This window comes from Vibrio sp. B1Z05 (genome assembly GCF_052955985.1).
This window is the reverse complement of record NZ_CP130463.1, coordinates 1,968,686-1,986,010: the sequence shown is the minus strand read 5'-3', so window position 1 is coordinate 1,986,010 and position 17,325 is coordinate 1,968,686. Positions and strand designations below refer to the sequence as shown.

General features: G+C 44.7%; 14 protein-coding genes and 1 riboswitch. Of the genes, 9 read left to right on the top strand and 5 right to left on the bottom strand.

Annotation, left to right across the window (positions count from 1 at the left end; translation table 11 throughout):
• Positions 1 to 6: 6 nt before the first annotated feature.
• From QV280_RS08955 to sucD, 5 genes are all read left to right on the top strand, one after another.
• Positions 7 to 717, top strand: a complete 711-nt coding sequence (locus QV280_RS08955) for a succinate dehydrogenase iron-sulfur subunit (RefSeq protein ID WP_023403466.1) — start codon at positions 7 to 9, stop codon at positions 715 to 717.
• A 124-nt stretch (positions 718 to 841) separates the two neighbouring features.
• Positions 842 to 3,667, top strand: coding sequence for a 2-oxoglutarate dehydrogenase E1 component (sucA, locus tag QV280_RS08950; protein ID WP_023403467.1), 2,826 nt, complete (start codon positions 842 to 844; stop codon positions 3,665 to 3,667).
• 13 nt (positions 3,668 to 3,680) lie between these two features.
• Positions 3,681 to 4,892, top strand: coding sequence for a 2-oxoglutarate dehydrogenase complex dihydrolipoyllysine-residue succinyltransferase (gene odhB, locus QV280_RS08945; RefSeq protein ID WP_152819625.1), 1,212 nt, complete (start codon positions 3,681 to 3,683; stop codon positions 4,890 to 4,892).
• Between the two features lie 197 nt (positions 4,893 to 5,089).
• Positions 5,090 to 6,256: an ADP-forming succinate--CoA ligase subunit beta gene (gene sucC / locus QV280_RS08940; RefSeq protein WP_152819626.1), complete on the top strand. Its 1,167-nt coding sequence runs from the start codon at positions 5,090 to 5,092 to the stop codon at positions 6,254 to 6,256.
• A complete protein-coding gene (gene sucD / locus QV280_RS08935; RefSeq protein WP_023403470.1) occupies positions 6,256 to 7,128 on the top strand; it encodes a succinate--CoA ligase subunit alpha in 873 nt (290 codons plus the stop codon). Before sucC ends, sucD begins: the two co-directional genes overlap by 1 nt.
• A gap of 97 nt (positions 7,129 to 7,225) precedes the next feature.
• Here the strand turns inward: sucD and znuB are convergent, their stop codons facing one another.
• The gene (gene znuB, locus QV280_RS08930; protein WP_023403471.1) at positions 7,226 to 8,011 is read right to left on the bottom strand and encodes a zinc ABC transporter permease subunit ZnuB; all 786 of its coding nucleotides are present in this window, start codon (positions 8,009 to 8,011) and stop codon (positions 7,226 to 7,228) included.
• The gene (gene znuC / locus QV280_RS08925) at positions 8,004 to 8,789 is read right to left on the bottom strand and encodes a zinc ABC transporter ATP-binding protein ZnuC (RefSeq protein ID WP_023403472.1); all 786 of its coding nucleotides are present in this window, start codon (positions 8,787 to 8,789) and stop codon (positions 8,004 to 8,006) included. The genes znuB and znuC overlap by 8 nt, the downstream gene beginning before the upstream one ends.
• 161 nt (positions 8,790 to 8,950) lie before the next feature.
• On the opposite strand from znuC, the gene znuA reads away from it, so the two are divergent.
• From znuA to QV280_RS08905, 4 genes are all read left to right on the top strand, one after another.
• Entirely contained in the window at positions 8,951 to 9,841 is an 891-nt protein-coding gene (znuA, locus tag QV280_RS08920; RefSeq protein WP_023403473.1) for a zinc ABC transporter substrate-binding protein ZnuA, read from the top strand.
• 126 nt (positions 9,842 to 9,967) lie between these two features.
• Positions 9,968 to 10,195, top strand: coding sequence for a FeoA family protein (locus tag QV280_RS08915; RefSeq protein ID WP_023403474.1), 228 nt, complete (start codon positions 9,968 to 9,970; stop codon positions 10,193 to 10,195).
• Complete coding sequence (feoB, locus tag QV280_RS08910) at positions 10,195 to 12,471, top strand: Fe(2+) transporter permease subunit FeoB (protein WP_152819627.1); 2,277 nt, start codon at positions 10,195 to 10,197, stop codon at positions 12,469 to 12,471. Before QV280_RS08915 ends, feoB begins: the two co-directional genes overlap by 1 nt.
• 75 nt (positions 12,472 to 12,546) lie before the next feature.
• Positions 12,547 to 12,768, top strand: coding sequence for a FeoC-like transcriptional regulator (locus QV280_RS08905; RefSeq protein WP_023403476.1), 222 nt, complete (start codon positions 12,547 to 12,549; stop codon positions 12,766 to 12,768).
• A 93-nt stretch (positions 12,769 to 12,861) separates the two neighbouring features.
• Here QV280_RS08905 and QV280_RS08900 read toward each other — a convergent pair whose 3' ends face one another.
• From QV280_RS08900 to QV280_RS08890, 3 genes are all read right to left on the bottom strand, one after another.
• Positions 12,862 to 13,800: a DMT family transporter gene (locus QV280_RS08900; protein WP_367869517.1), complete on the bottom strand. Its 939-nt coding sequence runs from the start codon at positions 13,798 to 13,800 to the stop codon at positions 12,862 to 12,864.
• Between the two features lie 357 nt (positions 13,801 to 14,157).
• A riboswitch (FMN riboswitch) is annotated at positions 14,158 to 14,316 on the bottom strand.
• 222 nt (positions 14,317 to 14,538) lie between these two features.
• Positions 14,539 to 15,969: a sodium-dependent transporter gene (locus tag QV280_RS08895; protein ID WP_023402619.1), complete on the bottom strand. Its 1,431-nt coding sequence runs from the start codon at positions 15,967 to 15,969 to the stop codon at positions 14,539 to 14,541.
• Between the two features lie 350 nt (positions 15,970 to 16,319).
• Positions 16,320 to 17,267 (bottom strand): LysR family transcriptional regulator, encoded by a 948-nt coding sequence (locus tag QV280_RS08890; RefSeq protein WP_023402621.1) that lies wholly within the window; start codon positions 17,265 to 17,267, stop codon positions 16,320 to 16,322.
• Between the last annotated feature and the right edge of the window lie 58 nt (positions 17,268 to 17,325).

Here is a 17,325-nt window from a genome sequence, read left to right as displayed (position 1 = left end):
CGAGATATGAACCTGAATTTTTCTGTCTATCGCTATAACCCAGATGTGGACAGCAAACCTTACATGAAACAGTACGCCCTAGAGGTGGAAGAAGGCTCGGACATGATGGTGCTTGATGCACTGATCTTGTTGAAAGAACAAGACCCTTCGCTTTCCTTCCGCCGCTCTTGTCGTGAGGGTGTGTGTGGCAGTGACGGTTTAAACATGAATGGTAAAAATGGTCTTGCGTGTATCACGCCACTTTCTGCATTGAAAGGGGATACGCTGACCATTCGTCCATTACCTGGATTACCAGTGGTACGTGATCTGATTGTCGACATGACTCAGTTTTATGACAACTACGCCAAAGTGAAGCCGTTTTTGATTTCTGATGGCGAATTACCTCCGTCACGTGAGCACAAACAGTTGCCAGAAGAGCGTGCACATTTGGATGGATTATATGAGTGCATTATGTGTGCGTGTTGTACCACATCGTGCCCATCTTTCTGGTGGAACCCTGACAAGTTCATCGGTCCTGCGGGCCTACTAGCGGCTTATCGCTGGTTAATTGATAGCCGAGATACGGCAACTGATGAGCGACTAAGCAGTTTAGACGATGCATTCAGTGTTTTCCGTTGTCATGGCATCATGAATTGTGTCAGTGTATGTCCTAAGGGGTTAAACCCGACCAAAGCGATTGGGCATATCAAAACGATGTTAGTCAATCGTTCGGTTTAGATTATTGAAATTACGGGCTTTTCGAGGTTTACTGTTAAGCCTGTTGTAGCCAACCTTTTTGGGTTGAAGATAAGTTCGGCAAAGACCGAAACAACAAGTATTAATCTACAGATTAAGGGAATATATGCATAACAGTGTGATGAAGGCATGGCTCGAGTCTTCACACTTGGCTGGCGCCAATGCAACGTACGTAGAAGAACTCTACGAACTTTATCTCAGTGATCCAGACTTGGTGAGTGAGGAATGGAAACGCGTATTTGATGAACTGCCTGTGCAAGCATCAGAACAAGGGGAGCAATCCCATACTCGCGTCCGTGACTACTTTCGCCGACTCGCACAAGAGACTAAGCATTATAGTGTCCAAGTAAGTGATCCTGATGTCGATGCGAAACAAGTAAGGGTTTTGCAACTTATTAACGCCTATCGATTTAGAGGCCATCAAGCGGCTAACCTAGATCCGTTAGGTTTATGGCAACGCCCAGTTCAGCCTGAACTGGACCCTGCGTTCCATAATCTCACACAAGATGATCTCAACGAAAATTTCAACGTCGGTTCTTTTGCGGTCGCGCAAGAAACCATGCAGTTGAAAGACCTCTATAAAGCGCTCAACAAGACTTACTGTGGTTCAGTCGGTGCAGAATACATGCACATGACCAACACAGAGCAAAAGCGTTGGGTTCAGCAGCGTCTTGAATCAGTTCAATCTCAGCCGGAATTCTCATTAGAAGAGAAAATTACTTATCTTGACGAGCTCACAGCGGCAGAAGGTTTAGAACGCTATCTTGGTGCTAAATTCCCCGGTGCAAAACGCTTCTCTCTAGAAGGTGGTGATGCGCTGATTCCTATGACCAAAGAGTTAATTCGTCATGCAGGCCGTAGTGGTATGCGTGAGGTGGTTGTAGGCATGGCTCACCGTGGCCGTTTGAATATGCTGGTCAACGTGCTAGGTAAAAAACCGCAAGACTTGTTTGATGAGTTTGCCGGTAAGCACGATGAGACTTGGGGTACCGGTGACGTGAAATATCACCAAGGTTTCTCCGCAGACTTTGCCACTCCCGGTGGTAACGTTCACTTAGCGTTAGCCTTTAACCCATCTCACTTAGAGATTGTAAACCCAGTAGTTATCGGCTCAGTACGTGCTCGTCAAGACCGTCTGGCTGATAAAGACGGCTCAAAAGTATTACCTATCACCATTCACGGTGATTCGGCGATTGCCGGACAAGGGGTGGTACAAGAGACATTTAATATGTCTCAAGCACGCGGTTTCCAAGTGGGCGGTACGGTGCGAATCGTAGTGAATAACCAAATTGGTTTTACTACGTCGAACCCTAGAGATACTCGCTCTACTATGTACTGTACCGATATCGCGAAGATGGTACAGGCGCCGATATTCCACGTGAATGCCGATGATCCAGAAGCGGTGGCTTTTGTCACTCGTATCGCTCTTGATTACCGCAACACCTTTAAGCGTGATGTGGTGATTGACTTGGTATGTTACCGCCGCCATGGTCACAACGAAGCCGATGAGCCAAACGCAACTCAGCCATTGATGTATCAAAAAATCAAAAAGCACCCAACGCCACGTAAGCTATACGCTGATGTGATGATGGAGCGTGATGAGATTGGCATCGATACCGCCACGCAACTGGTGAATGAATATCGTGATGCTCTCGACCACGGTGAAGTGGTGGTGAAAGAGTGGCGCCCGATGGCTCTGCATTCTGTGGATTGGTCTCCTTATATTGGCCATGAATGGGATATTGAGTGGGACAGCAAATTAGAGCTGACTCGTTTAAAAGAGCTAGGCAAAAAAGTGTGCGATTATCCTGATAGCCACCAATTGCAAAGCCGCGTTAACAAGTTATATAACGACCGTAAAGCCATGGTTGAAGGCGAAAAAGCCATTGACTGGGGCATGGCGGAAACATTGGCATATGCCACTATCGTTGACGATGGCAAGCGTATCCGCATCTCAGGGCAAGACTCGGGCCGTGGTACTTTCTTCCACCGTCACGCAGTATTGCACAACCAAGGTGATGCGAGCACGTACGTGCCACTTGCCAACATTCATGACAAACAAGGGCCATTCCAAGTCTTTGACTCTGTATTGTCTGAAGAAGCAGTATTGGCATTTGAATACGGCTATACCACCGCAGAGCCGGGCGGCCTGACTATCTGGGAAGCACAGTTTGGTGACTTTGCCAACGGTGCACAGGTAGTGATTGACCAATTCATCTCCTCGGGTGAGCAAAAGTGGAACCGCTTATGTGGTATTACCTTACTGCTGCCACACGGTTATGAAGGTCAAGGTCCTGAGCACTCCTCAGCACGTCTAGAGCGTTATTTACAGCTGTGTGCGGAACAAAACATGCAAGTGGTTGTGCCATCAACCCCAGCGCAGGTGTATCACATGTTGCGCCGCCAAGTAGTTCGCCCAATGCGCCGTCCTTTGATTGTGATGTCTCCTAAATCTTTACTGCGTCATCCATTGTGTGTGTCGTCGTTAGAAGATTTAGCGGAAGGTACGTTCCAACCTTGTATTCCTGAAGTAGATGATCTTGAACCGTCTAAAGTACGCCGTGTGGTGTTCTGTTCGGGTAAAGTGTATTTCGACCTTCTGGATGAACGACGTAAACGTGAAATTGATGATGTGGCGATTGTTCGTATTGAACAGTTGTACCCATTCCCAATCGCAGATTTGCGTGAAGTAATCTCTATTTACCCGCAAGTGACCGATTACGTTTGGTGTCAGGAAGAGCCTCAAAACCAAGGTGCTTGGTATTCAAGCCAACACAACTTCCGCGCAGCAACGCCATTTAACACCACTTTGAATTATGCCGGTCGCCCAGCGTCAGCATCACCTGCTGTGGGTTACATGTCTGTGCACTTGAAACAACAGAAAGCGTTAATCGATGACGCTCTTACAATTGATAAAGAACTAGAAGAATAAGGAAGCCCAACAAATGACAATTGAAATTCTGGTTCCTGATTTACCTGAATCAGTTGCAGATGCTACCGTTGCAACATGGCACAAAAAGCCTGGCGATAGAGTAGAGCGTGATGACGTATTAGTGGATATTGAAACTGATAAAGTTGTCCTTGAAGTGCCAGCTCCAGAAGCCGGTGTGCTTGAAGAAGTCCTAGAAGAAGAAGGTGCAACGGTACTTGCCAAGCAGCTTCTTGCCAAAATCAAACCGGGCGCGGTAGCCGGTGAGCCAACTAAAGACTCAACCGAAGCCACTGAAGCCTCTCCAGACAAACGCCATAAAGCGACATTGACTGAAGAAAGCAATGAAGCCTTGAGTCCTGCGGTAAGACGCTTACTTGCAGAGCACAGCTTGAACCCTTCGGATGTGAAAGGTACAGGTGTTGGCGGTCGTATCACTCGTGAAGATGTGGACGCGCACTTAGCTAATGCTAAGAAAGCGGCTCCAGAAGCACCAGTGGCTGCGCCAATTGAAGCGCCGGCGACGGCTCGCAGTCAAAAACGTGTGCCAATGACACGCTTGCGTAAGACGGTAGCAAAACGTCTACTGGAAGCGAAAAACAGCACGGCCATGTTGACCACGTTTAACGAAGTGAACATGAAGCCAATCATGGATCTGCGCGCGCAATACAAAGACTCTTTTGAAAAGCGCCATGATACCCGTTTAGGCTTTATGTCTTTCTACGTGAAAGCCGTTACTGAAGCGCTAAAACGCTACCCAGAAGTGAACGCTTCTATTGATGGCGATGACATTGTTTACCACAACTACTTTGACATTAGCATGGCGGTATCAACTCCGCGCGGCCTAGTGACCCCAGTTCTAAAAGACTGTGATACGTTAGGTTTTGCTGATATCGAGAAGGGCATCAAAGATCTTGCTATTAAAGGTCGTGACGGAAAATTGACAGTCGACGAGTTGATGGGTGGTAACTTTACTATCACCAACGGCGGCGTATTTGGTTCATTGATGTCGACACCAATCATCAACCCACCGCAAGCCGCTATTTTGGGCATGCACAAAATCCAAGACCGCCCAATGGCAGTCAATGGCAAAGTTGAAATCTTGCCAATGATGTATTTGGCACTGTCCTATGACCATCGCTTAATTGATGGTCGTGAGTCGGTTGGTTTCTTGGTCACAATCAAGGAGCTACTAGAAGATCCAGCGCGTCTTCTACTTGATGTTTAATTAGAATTAAGGGTGCCAGTTGGCGCCCTTATTTTGACCTTATATTAGTCGTGGTAAATATGGCATTTATCGCAATTAGCATTTGAGTCATAGACAAAGAAGTACCCCTACACACCTGCTAAAGCTCTCTTTTAGCATGAGGAAATAATGAAGGTGATGACCTTGTTATCACTGACAAATTAAAATGGAAGATACTAATGAATTTGCATGAATATCAGGCTAAGCAATTATTTGCTGAATTTGGGTTACCTGTACCTGAGGGGTATGCCTGCAATACAGCACAAGAAGCATTTGAAGCAGCTGGGCGCATTAGCACAGCAAAAAAAGTGGTTAAATGCCAAGTACATGCTGGGGGTCGCGGTAAAGCGGGCGGCGTTGAGTTGCATGATACTAAAGAAGGCGTAAAAGAATTTGCGCAAAAGTGGCTAGGTCAAAACCTAGTGACTTATCAGACAGACGCTAATGGCCAACCCGTCACTAAAATCTTAGTCGAAGAAGCCTCAAACATTGCCAACGAATTGTACCTAGGTGCGGTTGTTGATCGCGCTTCACGTCGCATTGTATTTATGGCATCCACTGAAGGTGGCGTAGATATTGAAAAGATTGCGGAAGAGACGCCAGAGTTGATTCATAAAGCGGCTATCGATCCATTGGTAGGGCCTCAGTCTTATCAAGGTCGTGAGCTGGCGTTTAAGTTAGGTCTTAAAGGCGATCAAATTAAACAATTCGTTAAGATCTTCTTAGGTCTGGGCAACATGTTTGCACAGTACGATTTAGCGTTATTGGAAATTAACCCGCTAGTGATCACCGCAGAAGATAACCTGCTGTGCCTAGACGGTAAAATCAACATCGATTCCAATGCAATGTACCGCCAACCAAAACTGCGTGAAATGCACGACCCATCCCAAGATGATGAGCGAGAAGCACACGCAGCGCAATGGGAGCTTAACTATGTAGCTCTTGATGGCAGCATTGGTTGTATGGTGAACGGTGCAGGCTTAGCGATGGGTACGATGGATATCGTAAACTTGCACGGCGGACAACCGGCAAACTTCCTTGATGTGGGCGGCGGCGCAACCAAAGAGCGCGTAACAGAAGCCTTCAAAATCATCCTTTCTGATAGCAATGTAAAAGCCGTTCTAGTGAATATCTTTGGCGGTATTGTTCGTTGTGACTTAATTGCTGACGGTATTATCGGCGCCGTTGAAGAAGTGGGTGTAGAGGTGCCAGTTGTGGTTCGTTTAGAGGGCAACAATGCACCTTTAGGCTCGAAGAAACTGGCGGAAAGTGGTCTAAACATTATTGCTGCAAACTCTCTGACTGAAGCAGCAGAAAAAGTTGTAGCTGCAGCGGAGGGCAAATAATGTCTGTATTAATTAACAAAGAGACTAAAGTTATCTGCCAAGGTTTTACTGGCGGTCAAGGTACGTTCCACTCAGAACAAGCACTTGAGTACGGCACGCAAATGGTCGGCGGTGTTTCTCCGGGTAAAGGCGGTCAAACGCATCTTGGTTTACCTGTGTTCAATACCGTACGTGAAGCAGTAGACACAACCGGTGCGACAGCCTCTGTAATTTATGTGCCAGCGCCGTTTTGTAAAGATGCCATTTTAGAAGCAATTGATGCAGGCATTAAGCTGATTGTTACGATCACCGAAGGCATCCCAACATTGGATTTGCTTGACGTTAAAGTGCGCTTAGACGAAGCCGGCGTAGTGATGATTGGTCCTAACTGTCCGGGCGTCATCACTCCTGATGAGTGTAAGATTGGCATCATGCCAGGTCACATTCATAAGAAAGGCAAAGTGGGTATTGTGTCTCGCTCTGGCACCCTGACTTATGAAGCGGTTAAGCAAACCACAGACGAAGGTTTTGGTCAGTCTACTTGTGTCGGTATCGGCGGTGACCCAATTCCGGGTTCTAACTTTATCGACATCTTAAAGCTGTTTGAACAAGACCCTGAAACTGAAGCTATTGTGATGATTGGTGAAATTGGTGGCACAGCGGAAGAAGAAGCTGCAGCCTACATTAAAGAGCACGTCACTAAACCTGTAGTCTCGTATATCGCAGGTGTGACAGCGCCTCCTGGTAAGCGTATGGGCCACGCAGGGGCCATTATCTCAGGTGGTAAAGGTACTGCTGAAGATAAATTCCAAGCATTGGAAGCCGCTGGTGTTAAAACCGTGAAAAGCCTGGCCGATATTGGTCAAGGGCTACGCGAAATTACCGGCTGGTAATGAGATAACTCGCTCTACTAATAGAGAACTGTAATAGAAGCCTCTGATGTTCCCATCAGAGGCTTTTTGTTTGGATTCGATTTATTGAGAGACAAGGCTAATTATTTTGCGGTTTAAGCTGAACTAAGAGGAACAGCAGCGCAGCGCTAACCACAACTGATGGGCCAGCAGGGGTGTCATATTGCCAAGAAAGGCTCAGCCCCGATAAGACGCATATTCCGCCAATAACCGATGCCATAACCGCCATTTGCTCAGGGCTCTTAGAAAAACGTCGCGCCGTTGCCGCCGGTATGATGAGCAAGGAGGTGATAATAAGTGCGCCAACAAACTTCATGCCTACCGCAATCACCAAACTTATCATCAACATAGTGAGCAGACGCATCAGCGAAATATTAACGCCCTCAATCGCCGCTAACTCCTCGTTTACTGTACTTGAAAGTAGGGGACGCCAAAAGCTTACGAGCAGTAGCATCACAATAGCCACCCCAACAAAAATAAACATCACATCTTGTGAATTTACCGCCAGTAAATCCCCAAATAGATAGCCCATTAAATCAACACGAACATTGTCCAGAAAACTGACTGCAATTAAGCCCAGTGATAATGAACTATGCGCTAATATCCCAAGTAAAGTATCGGTTGCCACCATTTGTTGGCGTTGTAATGCCACTAAAATAACGCCCAATGTCAAACAGCAAACAACCAAGGCGAGATAAAGATTTACATCAAACAAAAAGCCCAGCGCTAAACCCATTAGCGAGGCGTGGGCGAGGGTATCGCCAAAATAGGCCATTTTTCGCCATACAACGAAAGAGCCTAGCGGGCCTGCAATAATGGCGATGCCTAACCCTGCAAGTATCGAAGGCAGTAAAAACTCAATCATGTTGGTGTCCGTGTTTATGGTGGTGGCAGGTATTAATATCCCCAGAGACAGGGTCGCCGGATAAGTCGTGGTGATGGTAGTCGTGCTGGTGGCGATACAGTGCCAAGCTGGCTTCAGGGGCGCCGCCAAACATTTTTAAATAACTAGGGTGACTGGAAATCGCTAAGGGTGAACCCGAACAGCAAATATGATGCTGCAAACAAATGACATTGTCGGTTTTAGCCATTACGAGGTGTAAATCGTGCGAGATCATAAATACCGCACAACCAAAGCGGTGGCGTATGGTATCAATAAGGTTGTACAGATCAATTTGCCCTTGTACATCCACCCCTTGCGCTGGCTCATCTAATACCAGTAATTGCGGGCGAATTAATAGTGCTCTAGAGATCAATACTCGTTGGGTTTCGCCGCCAGATAATTTATGTATATCTAAATGGATAAGATGACTTGCCCCAACCAGTGCCAGCGCCTCTTGGCGTTCTTGTTGACTGTATTTTCCGGCAAGACGTAAAAAGCGATCCACAGTTAACGGCAGTGTCTCGTTTAAATGCAACTTTTGCGGTACATAGCCAATTCTTAATTTATGGGCCTTAGTGACTTTCCCTTGATACTTTTTGTGTATTCCTAATATCACTTTGACTAAGGTCGATTTACCTGCGCCATTGGGGCCAACTAAAGTGGTGATCTCAGACTCGTTGATTGAAAGACTGATGTTGTCCAAAACCTTACGTTGATTAAATTGAACGGTCACGTCTTTTAATGTGACGATTTGGGTCATAGTGAGTGGGCCTGTATCTAGTTGTTATGCAATGAGTATCTTCTCATTAATTGAAAGAGCTTCTTTTTACCATTTTTGCAATCATATTATTCATTTGCTCTACCTGAGTGTTATAATGTAACATCTGCGCTAAAATTTCTCTAATATAATGGAACACATCAATGAAACGTATATTGCTGTGCTTGTTATCGTTTGCGTTTATTAATAACGCTCAAGCGATAGAAGTTGTAAGTAGTATCAAACCGATACATCTTATCACTCAAGAGATCACGACTAACATCGGGACTTCTTCAGCTCTATTGGGGACGGCGATGTCTCCACATGACTATTCTTTACGCCCATCTGATGTGAAAAAACTTCGCAATGCAGATTTAGTGATTTGGTTTGGACCAGATCTAGAAAGCTTTATGACAGCAGTCGTGAAAGACCAATCAAACACTTTAACTATTAGCACAATTTCTGGTTTGGATCTTCGTCACTTTGCTGAAGGGCATGAGCATCACCATGATCATGGTTCACATGCTGGACATCATCATGGCAATACAGACCCGCATTTTTGGTTAGGTCCAAAACACGTGGCTGTTGTGGCGAAGGCGATTGCGAATAAATTGAGCGAAATGGATCCACAAAACGCCGCTCGTTATGCGGTGAATCTTGATAACTTCTTAAACAACTTACAACTAACAACCTCTGAAATTAGCACTAAGTTAAAATCAGTCAAAGGTCATGGTTACTATGTCTTCCATGATGGTTACGGTTATTTTGAAGATTACTTCGGTTTGAACCATTTAGGTCACTTTACCGTGAGTCCAGAAAGAAAACCGGGTGCAAAAACCCTAATTGAAATTAAAACACGCCTAGCAAAAGGCGACGTATATTGTGTCTTTAGTGAACCACAGTACACTCCAGCGGTAATTGAAACAGTGACTCGTGGTAGTCATGTTAATTCTGGTGAATTAGATCCACTAGCGACCGATGTAGAAGAAAGACCAGGCGCTTATTTTACGTTCCTAAAACAACTGTCTCAACAATTTGAGACTTGTTTGAAGTAGCTTCAGGTGAAACGAATGAATGATAAAGCGCCCTCTCTATAGGGCGCTTTTTTTGATTTAAAACAAGTAAATTTGTAAGAATGTATGATACATTTTATGCAAATGATAATAATTGGCATTTAGATTATGAAACTATCAGAGCTCACAGTTGGGCAACAAGCAAATATTTGCTCTTTAAAACAACTAGATAATTCGACTAGAAAAAAATTAATGGTCATGGGACTACTGCCGAATACAGCAGTAACACTCATTCGTAAAGCGCCAATGGGCGACCCGTTGCAAGTCAGAATTCGAGATGTAAGTGTTGCGATTCGTAAATCTACTGCCAATCAAATTACGGTAGAGGTTAACTAATGGACTACTCGATTTTAACCGTTGGTAACCCAAACAGCGGTAAAACAACACTTTTTAATGCTTTTACCGGAGCAAACCAAAAAGTAGGTAACTGGGCCGGTGTTACAGTTGAGAAAAAAGTCGGTGTCTATTCTTTAGCTGGGGCTGAGTTCAGCCTTACTGATTTGCCAGGTATTTATGCTTTAGACAGCGGTAACGATACTAACAGTGTGGACGAAACGATTGCCTCTCGCGCCGTTCTTTCTACACCTGCAGATGTGATTGTGAACGTCATTGATGCAAGTTGCCTAGAGCGCAGCTTGTACGTGACTTTGCAATTAAGAGAGCTAGGCCGACCTATGGTCGTTATCCTAAATAAAATGGATGCGCTAGCTCGAAATGGCCAAAAAGTTAACACGAAAGGCTTATCTAAAGCATTAGGTTGTCCAGTTCTGACGGTGACAGCAACTCGTGAAAACGAAGTGAATAAACTAAAAGCAGACCTGCATAGCATGTTGGCTGAAGGTATTGAAGTTGAACCGTTAGCACTTGATTACGGTGCTGAATTTGAAGCGGTTGCAGAGGATATTCGTTCACAATTCACCAATGAAATGGTAGATGAACGCGCTCTGGCGATTCGTGCATTAGAAGACGATAAACTGGTTTTAAACAACGTTTCTTCTGAAGTAAAAGACATTGTGGCTCAAGCTCGTCACTCACTGGATTTGGATATTGACCTGCACATCGCTGATGTGAAATTCACCTTCCTACATGAGTTGACTAAATCATTTAGAATTACTGAAGGTAAAATCACTCGTCGTCTGAGTGAGCGCATTGATGCTGTTGTGTTGAATAAATGGGTAGGTATTCCATTGTTCTTCTGCGTCATGTATTTGATGTTTATGTTTGCCATTAATATTGGTGGGGCATTCATCGATTTCTTTGATATCTCATTTGGCGCAGTACTGGTCGATGGTACTCACCATCTACTCGATCCTTTGCTACCACAATGGCTAGTGACTGTCCTTGCTGATGGTATCGGCGGCGGTATTCAAACAGTTGCTACCTTTATTCCTGTGATTGCGGGTTTGTATTTGTTCCTGACTCTTCTAGAAGGTTCAGGTTACATGTCTCGCGCCGCTTTTGTATTAGATAAAGTGATGCAAAAAGTCGGTCTGCCGGGTAAAGCGTTTGTACCGCTTGTTTTAGGCTTTGGTTGTAACGTGCCAGCTATCATGGCAAGCCGTACCCTAGACCAAGAGCGTGAGCGTCGCCTAGCAGCTTCAATGGCGCCATTTATGTCTTGTGGTGCTCGTCTACCGGTTTACGCATTATTTGCAGCCGCGTTTTTCCCAAGCGCTGGACAAAACGTAGTATTTGCTCTGTACATCATTGGTATTCTAGCCGCCGTCTTTACCGGACTTGTGCTAAAACACACGATTTATCCGGGCGGCAACGATAGCTTTATTATGGAAATGACGGATTACGAAATCCCTCGTCTACGTAATGTCATTATTAAAACTTGGCAGAAACTAAAACGCTTTGTCTTTGGCGCAGGTAAAACCATCGTTATCGTGGTCACTATCCTAAGTTTCCTAAACTCTATCGGCACCGATGGCAGTTTTGGTAACCAAGACAGTGAAGCATCAGCGTTATCGAAAGTGGCGCAAGTTATCACACCTGTATTTGCTCCTATGGGTATCAAAGAAGATAACTGGGCTGCAACAGTCGGTATTGTGACGGGTATTTTTGCTAAAGAAGCGGTAGTAGGTACGCTAAATAACCTTTACGCATCTCCAGCGGACGAAGGCGCTGAATATGATTTAGTCGGTAGCTTAAAAGAAGCGGTGATGTCTATTCCTGAAAACTTATCCGGTCTAAGCTTTAGTGATCCGCTAGGCATTGAAGTCGGTGAGTTGAATGACACAGCAGTTGCTGCCGATGAGCAAGATGTTGATCAGTCAGTATTCGCCAACCTACAAAGTAAATTCTTGTCAGGTCATGCGGCATTTGCTTACTTACTCTTCATCCTGATGTACACACCATGTGTGGCCGCACTTGGCGCATACGTGAGAGAGTTTGGTCGTGACTACGCTAAATTCATTGCGGTATGGACTATGGGACTTGCGTATTCAAGTGCCGTTCTTTACTACCAAATCATGATGTTTAGCATGAATCCAGTGGCAAGTGCTTGTTGGATTGTCGGTATTGTTGTTGCTGGATTTGCCACTTTCTTAGGGCTTAAACACCACGCAAGAAAACAACAATGGCACGATGATCCACAACCCGCAGTATAAGATATAAGGCTCTATATTGGATTGTACGATACAGCAGTACCGTTCAAATATAGAGCCTAGAAGTAAGGCAGTATTATGATTTTACAACAGCTCAAAGCTTACCTTGAAGAGCACGGCACTACAGATAGAGTGACGTTATCTAACCACTTCGGTTTGTCTGAAGATGGCGTCGATGCCATGTTACAAGTCTGGATCAAGAAAGGTAAAGTGTCGCGTATGTTCGATACCATCAGAGGTAAAGAAAAAGGCGTACGTTACACCATCAACCAAGGCATTAGCTTAAACGTACAGATGTAGGTTGTTATAACCATCACAACTTACATCCGCTATTTTCCAATCGGCTAGGCATTCACTGTTTTTACAGTTGCCTAGCTTTTTTTTGTCTATTGTTTATCGAGCCATAACAACGTCAGTTTCCAATTGCTGTTGTTGCTTTGGCTCGCGACTTATCATCAATGCGCCACCAATAAGCAATACAGCCCCAACGATTTGTTGTGGCGTTAAGGTGACGCCAAACGCAAACCAGTTAATCACCACCGCCGATACAGGGAAAAAGAGCTCAGCAATGGTGCCATAGCGCGCTGGTATTCTTTCTAGACCTTTATAATAGATAAACATCCCCAACAAGCCTGATAACATCACCATATAAAAGAGGTGGCTAAAACTGCCTTGAGAAAGAGAAAATTGTTCACCATAACCTAGCATTGCAATCGTCAAAGCAAAGAGCGCAAAAGTATATCGACCAGAGAGGATTTGCATCGTGTTATAGCCCATCATAGTCAGCTTACGTCCATAAACCGTTGATGCGCCCCACGCTATAACCGCAAGCAGTGCACAGCCGTACCCGAGCAAAATACTGACCAGTTTCGGGTCATAATGCCAAACTGAATTTTCCGACCATAACGCCATAATATCCGGTGAAATCATCACAATACTGCCCAGCAAACTTACGCTTGCCCAAAGCAAAAAGTGCTTTTGCAGCTTCTCTTTGAGTAAAATGACAGACAGTGAAATTGCCACAATTGGCTGCAGCTTTTGCAGCAAAATAACGATGGTAGGATTCATCAAAGTAAAGGCTTTAGTAAAGGCAAGGGTGCCAATCGCTGAGCCAATCACGCCAATTAAAATAAAAGAAAACAGCGAACCTTTGATATAAGCAAACCGCCAACGAGGCACCATAATCTGCAATAGCGCAATGATGACAACCAACACCAAATGCTCAAAGAACACGATTTGTAAGGTGCTGTTGCTTTCCAGTAAAGGATAGCGAAATAACGTATCGGCAGCCCAAAGACCAGCTGCGATCATAACAAAAATAATACCTGCCACGAGGATCTCCAAATATAAGCCATGCAAGCCAAAATCGACTTGTGTGCTTGGTTTGATATATACGTGAACAGAGCTAAGAGGTTAGGCAATCGGCGCGATAAACTGCACGGCCACTAATACCAATAGTACTAAATAACTGGTCATTCTAGCTTGTTAAAATGCTCGATAACGGCGTTAGAATTTTTGATTGTAGAATAACTACTTATCGAAAAATTCTGCCTTGTTCTCGAGTATTTTTCCTGCGCTAGCTCTGATCACTTACTTAGTGTGATTGGTATAAGGCTAGTGGATGAGTTTACGCAAAACACAAAACCGCCTTAAGTGAGGATCACTAGGCGTCATTGGGTTAAATCAATTGTGTCACTTCTTTCATCCGGACTATAACCGTCGGCTCTGGATTCACACCAGATCTGCTGTCCCTTAATCGCTACTTATAAAGGTAGAGACTAAGGCGCTCGTGGGCTCAAGCTAGGCTTTACCACCGGTAGGGAGTTTCACCCCGCCCTGAAGTCCGTTTAAGGTATCAAATTTTGTGGATGAGGCAAATCTGTTTATTGAGGTTGTGGGTATTTGTTGGTGGGGGGGGGGGAAACCAATCAGCCCCTCTTATTTAAAACCAATGCAGTGATAAACAAACACCTAACGCAAAAAAGGAGTTCAATAATGAACTCCTTTTATTCAGCACTAGGGTCACAAAGATTTGACCGTAATGTTTAAACTGCAATAACTAACTAGAGCTTAAAGCTTCTTAGAAATCAGCGCCGTGCTACCGATAATAACCAAAGCTAAAATCATGATAGCACCTTTGCCACTTTCAAATCCGCTCAATATGCCGGCACAAGCGACCACGGCAACCGCAAATGGAATCACGTATTTAACTAGGTTGTACCAAAGACCAAACAGTGGGAAAGAGACTTTGCCATTGTTGGTGATTTCTTTTTCCAAATCGATACGATTTAAACGCCAGCCCGCAAAGATACAGATAAACATGCCGCCAACCGCTAGGAATACTTTATCAGTCAGAAGATCGAAAATATCAAACACGCCTGTGTCGAACAGTTTCGGTCCAATGCCGCCAAGAGAGAGTGACGCAAACACACACATCACAGCCATTACGCAACTTGCAGAAAGTACCGCTGTCACACGTTTCATGCCTTTTTCTTCAATAAGGTAAGAAACCACAACTTCAAGTAGTGAAACAGAAGAGGTCAGTGCCGCCACTGTTAGGCCGACAAAGAACATCAGGGCAAATAGCAAACCTACGTGTCCCATTTCAGCAAATAGCTGTGGCACAACAACGAATACTAGGCCTGGGCCTGCTGCAGGTTCCATGTTAAAGGCAAACATTGCAGGGAACATGGCGATACCTGCCAGTAGTGCAACTGCGGTATCCATGCCAACAACCATACCTGTGGTTTGTACTAGGTTTTCTTTCTTCTTCAGGTAGCTACCATAAGTAATCATCGCGCCCATACCTAGAGATAGAGAGAAGAAGGCTTGACCAAGTGCGGCCAGTACAACATGGCTGTCTACTTTGCTGAAATCAGGTTTAAACAGGAACTCAAGACCGGCACTTGCGCCCGGTAGTGTAAGCCCTTTAACCGCAACTACGATAAGGATAAGGAACAGTAGAGGCATAAGGATCTTGCCTGCTTTTTCTATACCACCTGAAATGCCTTTACTCACAATCACAATGTTGAGGACTAGGTAAGCTGCCATCCATAGTAGTGGCTGCACAGGATCAGAAATAAATCCGCCGAAGCTGTCACCGATGGCTTCTGGAGTATCGAGTAAGCCGGTGGCTATCTTTGGTACATAGGCCAGTGCCCAACCGCCGACAACTGGGTAAAACCCCATGATTAATAGACCACTAAGCACACCGATAATGCCGACAAAACTCCAACGTTTATCCGTAGATTTAAAAGAGCCTACGACAGAGCGACTTGTATGACGACCGATGGCAAATTCTGTTAGCATGACGCTAAAACCAATCACAATAACAAAGGCAAGATAGATAAGTACAAAAGCACCGCCACCGTTTTCACCAGCTGTGTATGGGAATTTCCAAATATTACCAAGACCAACAGCCGAACCTGCTGCTGCCATTACAAATCCAAGTTTTGAACCCCAGTTATCACGAGGGGCTGCGGTTGTATTTCCAGTCGCCACAATGTCTCCAAATTATCTGTTATATGTAGAACTAGGCGCTAAAAAAGAGAGTGTAAACAAAAGTGTACACTTATATAAAAATTAACTCACGCTCTAGGTGTGGCAAGTTAATCAGTTTGTAGGTAAAGTTGAAACCCTGAAAATTGTATTTATGAGCGCTTGATTTGAAAAATGTGATCAAGAGCTTATTTATTGTGTAAATCTTTGTTTATTCTCCTTCCTCCGCATTGTAAAAGCCTTTTCTAATTTCAGTAAGATATTGATATTTATAAAATGTGACTGAATATTCACTTTAATCTCATAAATATCCCACCCTATTATTATTGCGATAAAACCCACCTTTCTATGGGCTAAGTCTGCACCATATACCATTCAAAATCATGACTAAGCCTTTGTAATGTATCGAGCTCTTTCTTTGTCTCACTTTGTATCCACTGGCTTATGTCGGCGACGATAGTTGACGTGCTTCTGCAATGGCAAAAGTATTGCCAAGCGCTGGGCTGAATTTGTGCTTTGTTAGGGCAAACTAGATAGCCATGTTCTAGCTCTGGCAAGATGAGCAGTAAATCAGTCACGGTGACGCCTTGTCCTGATAAGCAGGCACTTAATGCCAGATCTAAGGTAAAGAAGGTGGTATTGCGCACCTTAATGGCATCTTGATGCCCAACAGTGCTGAGCCATGTTTTCCAATCGTGATGATCAAGGGTAGGGTGCAAGCGAGGCAAACGCAGTAGGGCATCAAAATTGGGGTCATGGGCATATAACTCTTGTGAGCATACTGGAGCCATATACTCATCTCTTAAAAAGAGCACATCGCTGCGATCTTTATAACGATGAGGCACGCGTGAATTTAAGATCAATAGGTCATAGTCGGTTGAGCTTAGCGCTTCGTCTTCTTCAATGGTTGGGATCACCACAATTTCATACTCAGGGTAACGCTCTTGTAACTGCTGGATCTTAGGCAATAAGGATCGCGTGGCATAACTTAACGCCGCTTTTATTACAATGCGCTTTTGTGTCTCAGGTCGCCACGACTCAAGCAGTGTCTGTATGTTTTGATAGTTTCTTTGCAATACAGCAAACAATTCACTGCCTTGCGCCGTCAACTCGATACTGCGATGTTTGCGGATAATAAGGTTAACCCCAATCCCTTGTTCCAACTGCTTTATTTGGCGACTGACGGCACTTTGCGTGACATTTTGCTCGTTGGCGGCTTCGGTAAAGCTTAAGTGCCTTGCCACACTTTCAAACATTTTTAGGCTGTTGTGAGAATAGGGAATGTCTGGATACGATTTCATTGTAACTTCACATGACTTCAAGTAATGCCAAGAGGCGTAAATGTTAATTGAATGCTAG

What these genes read in the sequence shown, in the direction of transcription:
- QV280_RS08955 (WP_023403466.1), top strand. Translation starts at nt 7, where the DNA reads ATGAACCTGAATTTTTCTGTCTATCGCTATAACCCAGATGTGGACAGC.
- sucA (WP_023403467.1), top strand. Translation starts at nt 842, where the DNA reads ATGCATAACAGTGTGATGAAGGCATGGCTCGAGTCTTCACACTTGGCT.
- odhB (WP_152819625.1), top strand. Translation starts at nt 3,681, where the DNA reads ATGACAATTGAAATTCTGGTTCCTGATTTACCTGAATCAGTTGCAGAT.
- sucC (WP_152819626.1), top strand. Translation starts at nt 5,090, where the DNA reads ATGAATTTGCATGAATATCAGGCTAAGCAATTATTTGCTGAATTTGGG.
- sucD (WP_023403470.1), top strand. Translation starts at nt 6,256, where the DNA reads ATGTCTGTATTAATTAACAAAGAGACTAAAGTTATCTGCCAAGGTTTT.
- znuB (WP_023403471.1), bottom strand. Translation starts at nt 8,011, where the DNA reads ATGATTGAGTTTTTACTGCCTTCGATACTTGCAGGGTTAGGCATCGCC.
- znuC (WP_023403472.1), bottom strand. Translation starts at nt 8,789, where the DNA reads ATGACCCAAATCGTCACATTAAAAGACGTGACCGTTCAATTTAATCAA.
- znuA (WP_023403473.1), top strand. Translation starts at nt 8,951, where the DNA reads ATGAAACGTATATTGCTGTGCTTGTTATCGTTTGCGTTTATTAATAAC.
- QV280_RS08915 (WP_023403474.1), top strand. Translation starts at nt 9,968, where the DNA reads ATGAAACTATCAGAGCTCACAGTTGGGCAACAAGCAAATATTTGCTCT.
- feoB (WP_152819627.1), top strand. Translation starts at nt 10,195, where the DNA reads ATGGACTACTCGATTTTAACCGTTGGTAACCCAAACAGCGGTAAAACA.
- QV280_RS08905 (WP_023403476.1), top strand. Translation starts at nt 12,547, where the DNA reads ATGATTTTACAACAGCTCAAAGCTTACCTTGAAGAGCACGGCACTACA.
- QV280_RS08890 (WP_023402621.1), bottom strand. Translation starts at nt 17,267, where the DNA reads ATGAAATCGTATCCAGACATTCCCTATTCTCACAACAGCCTAAAAATG.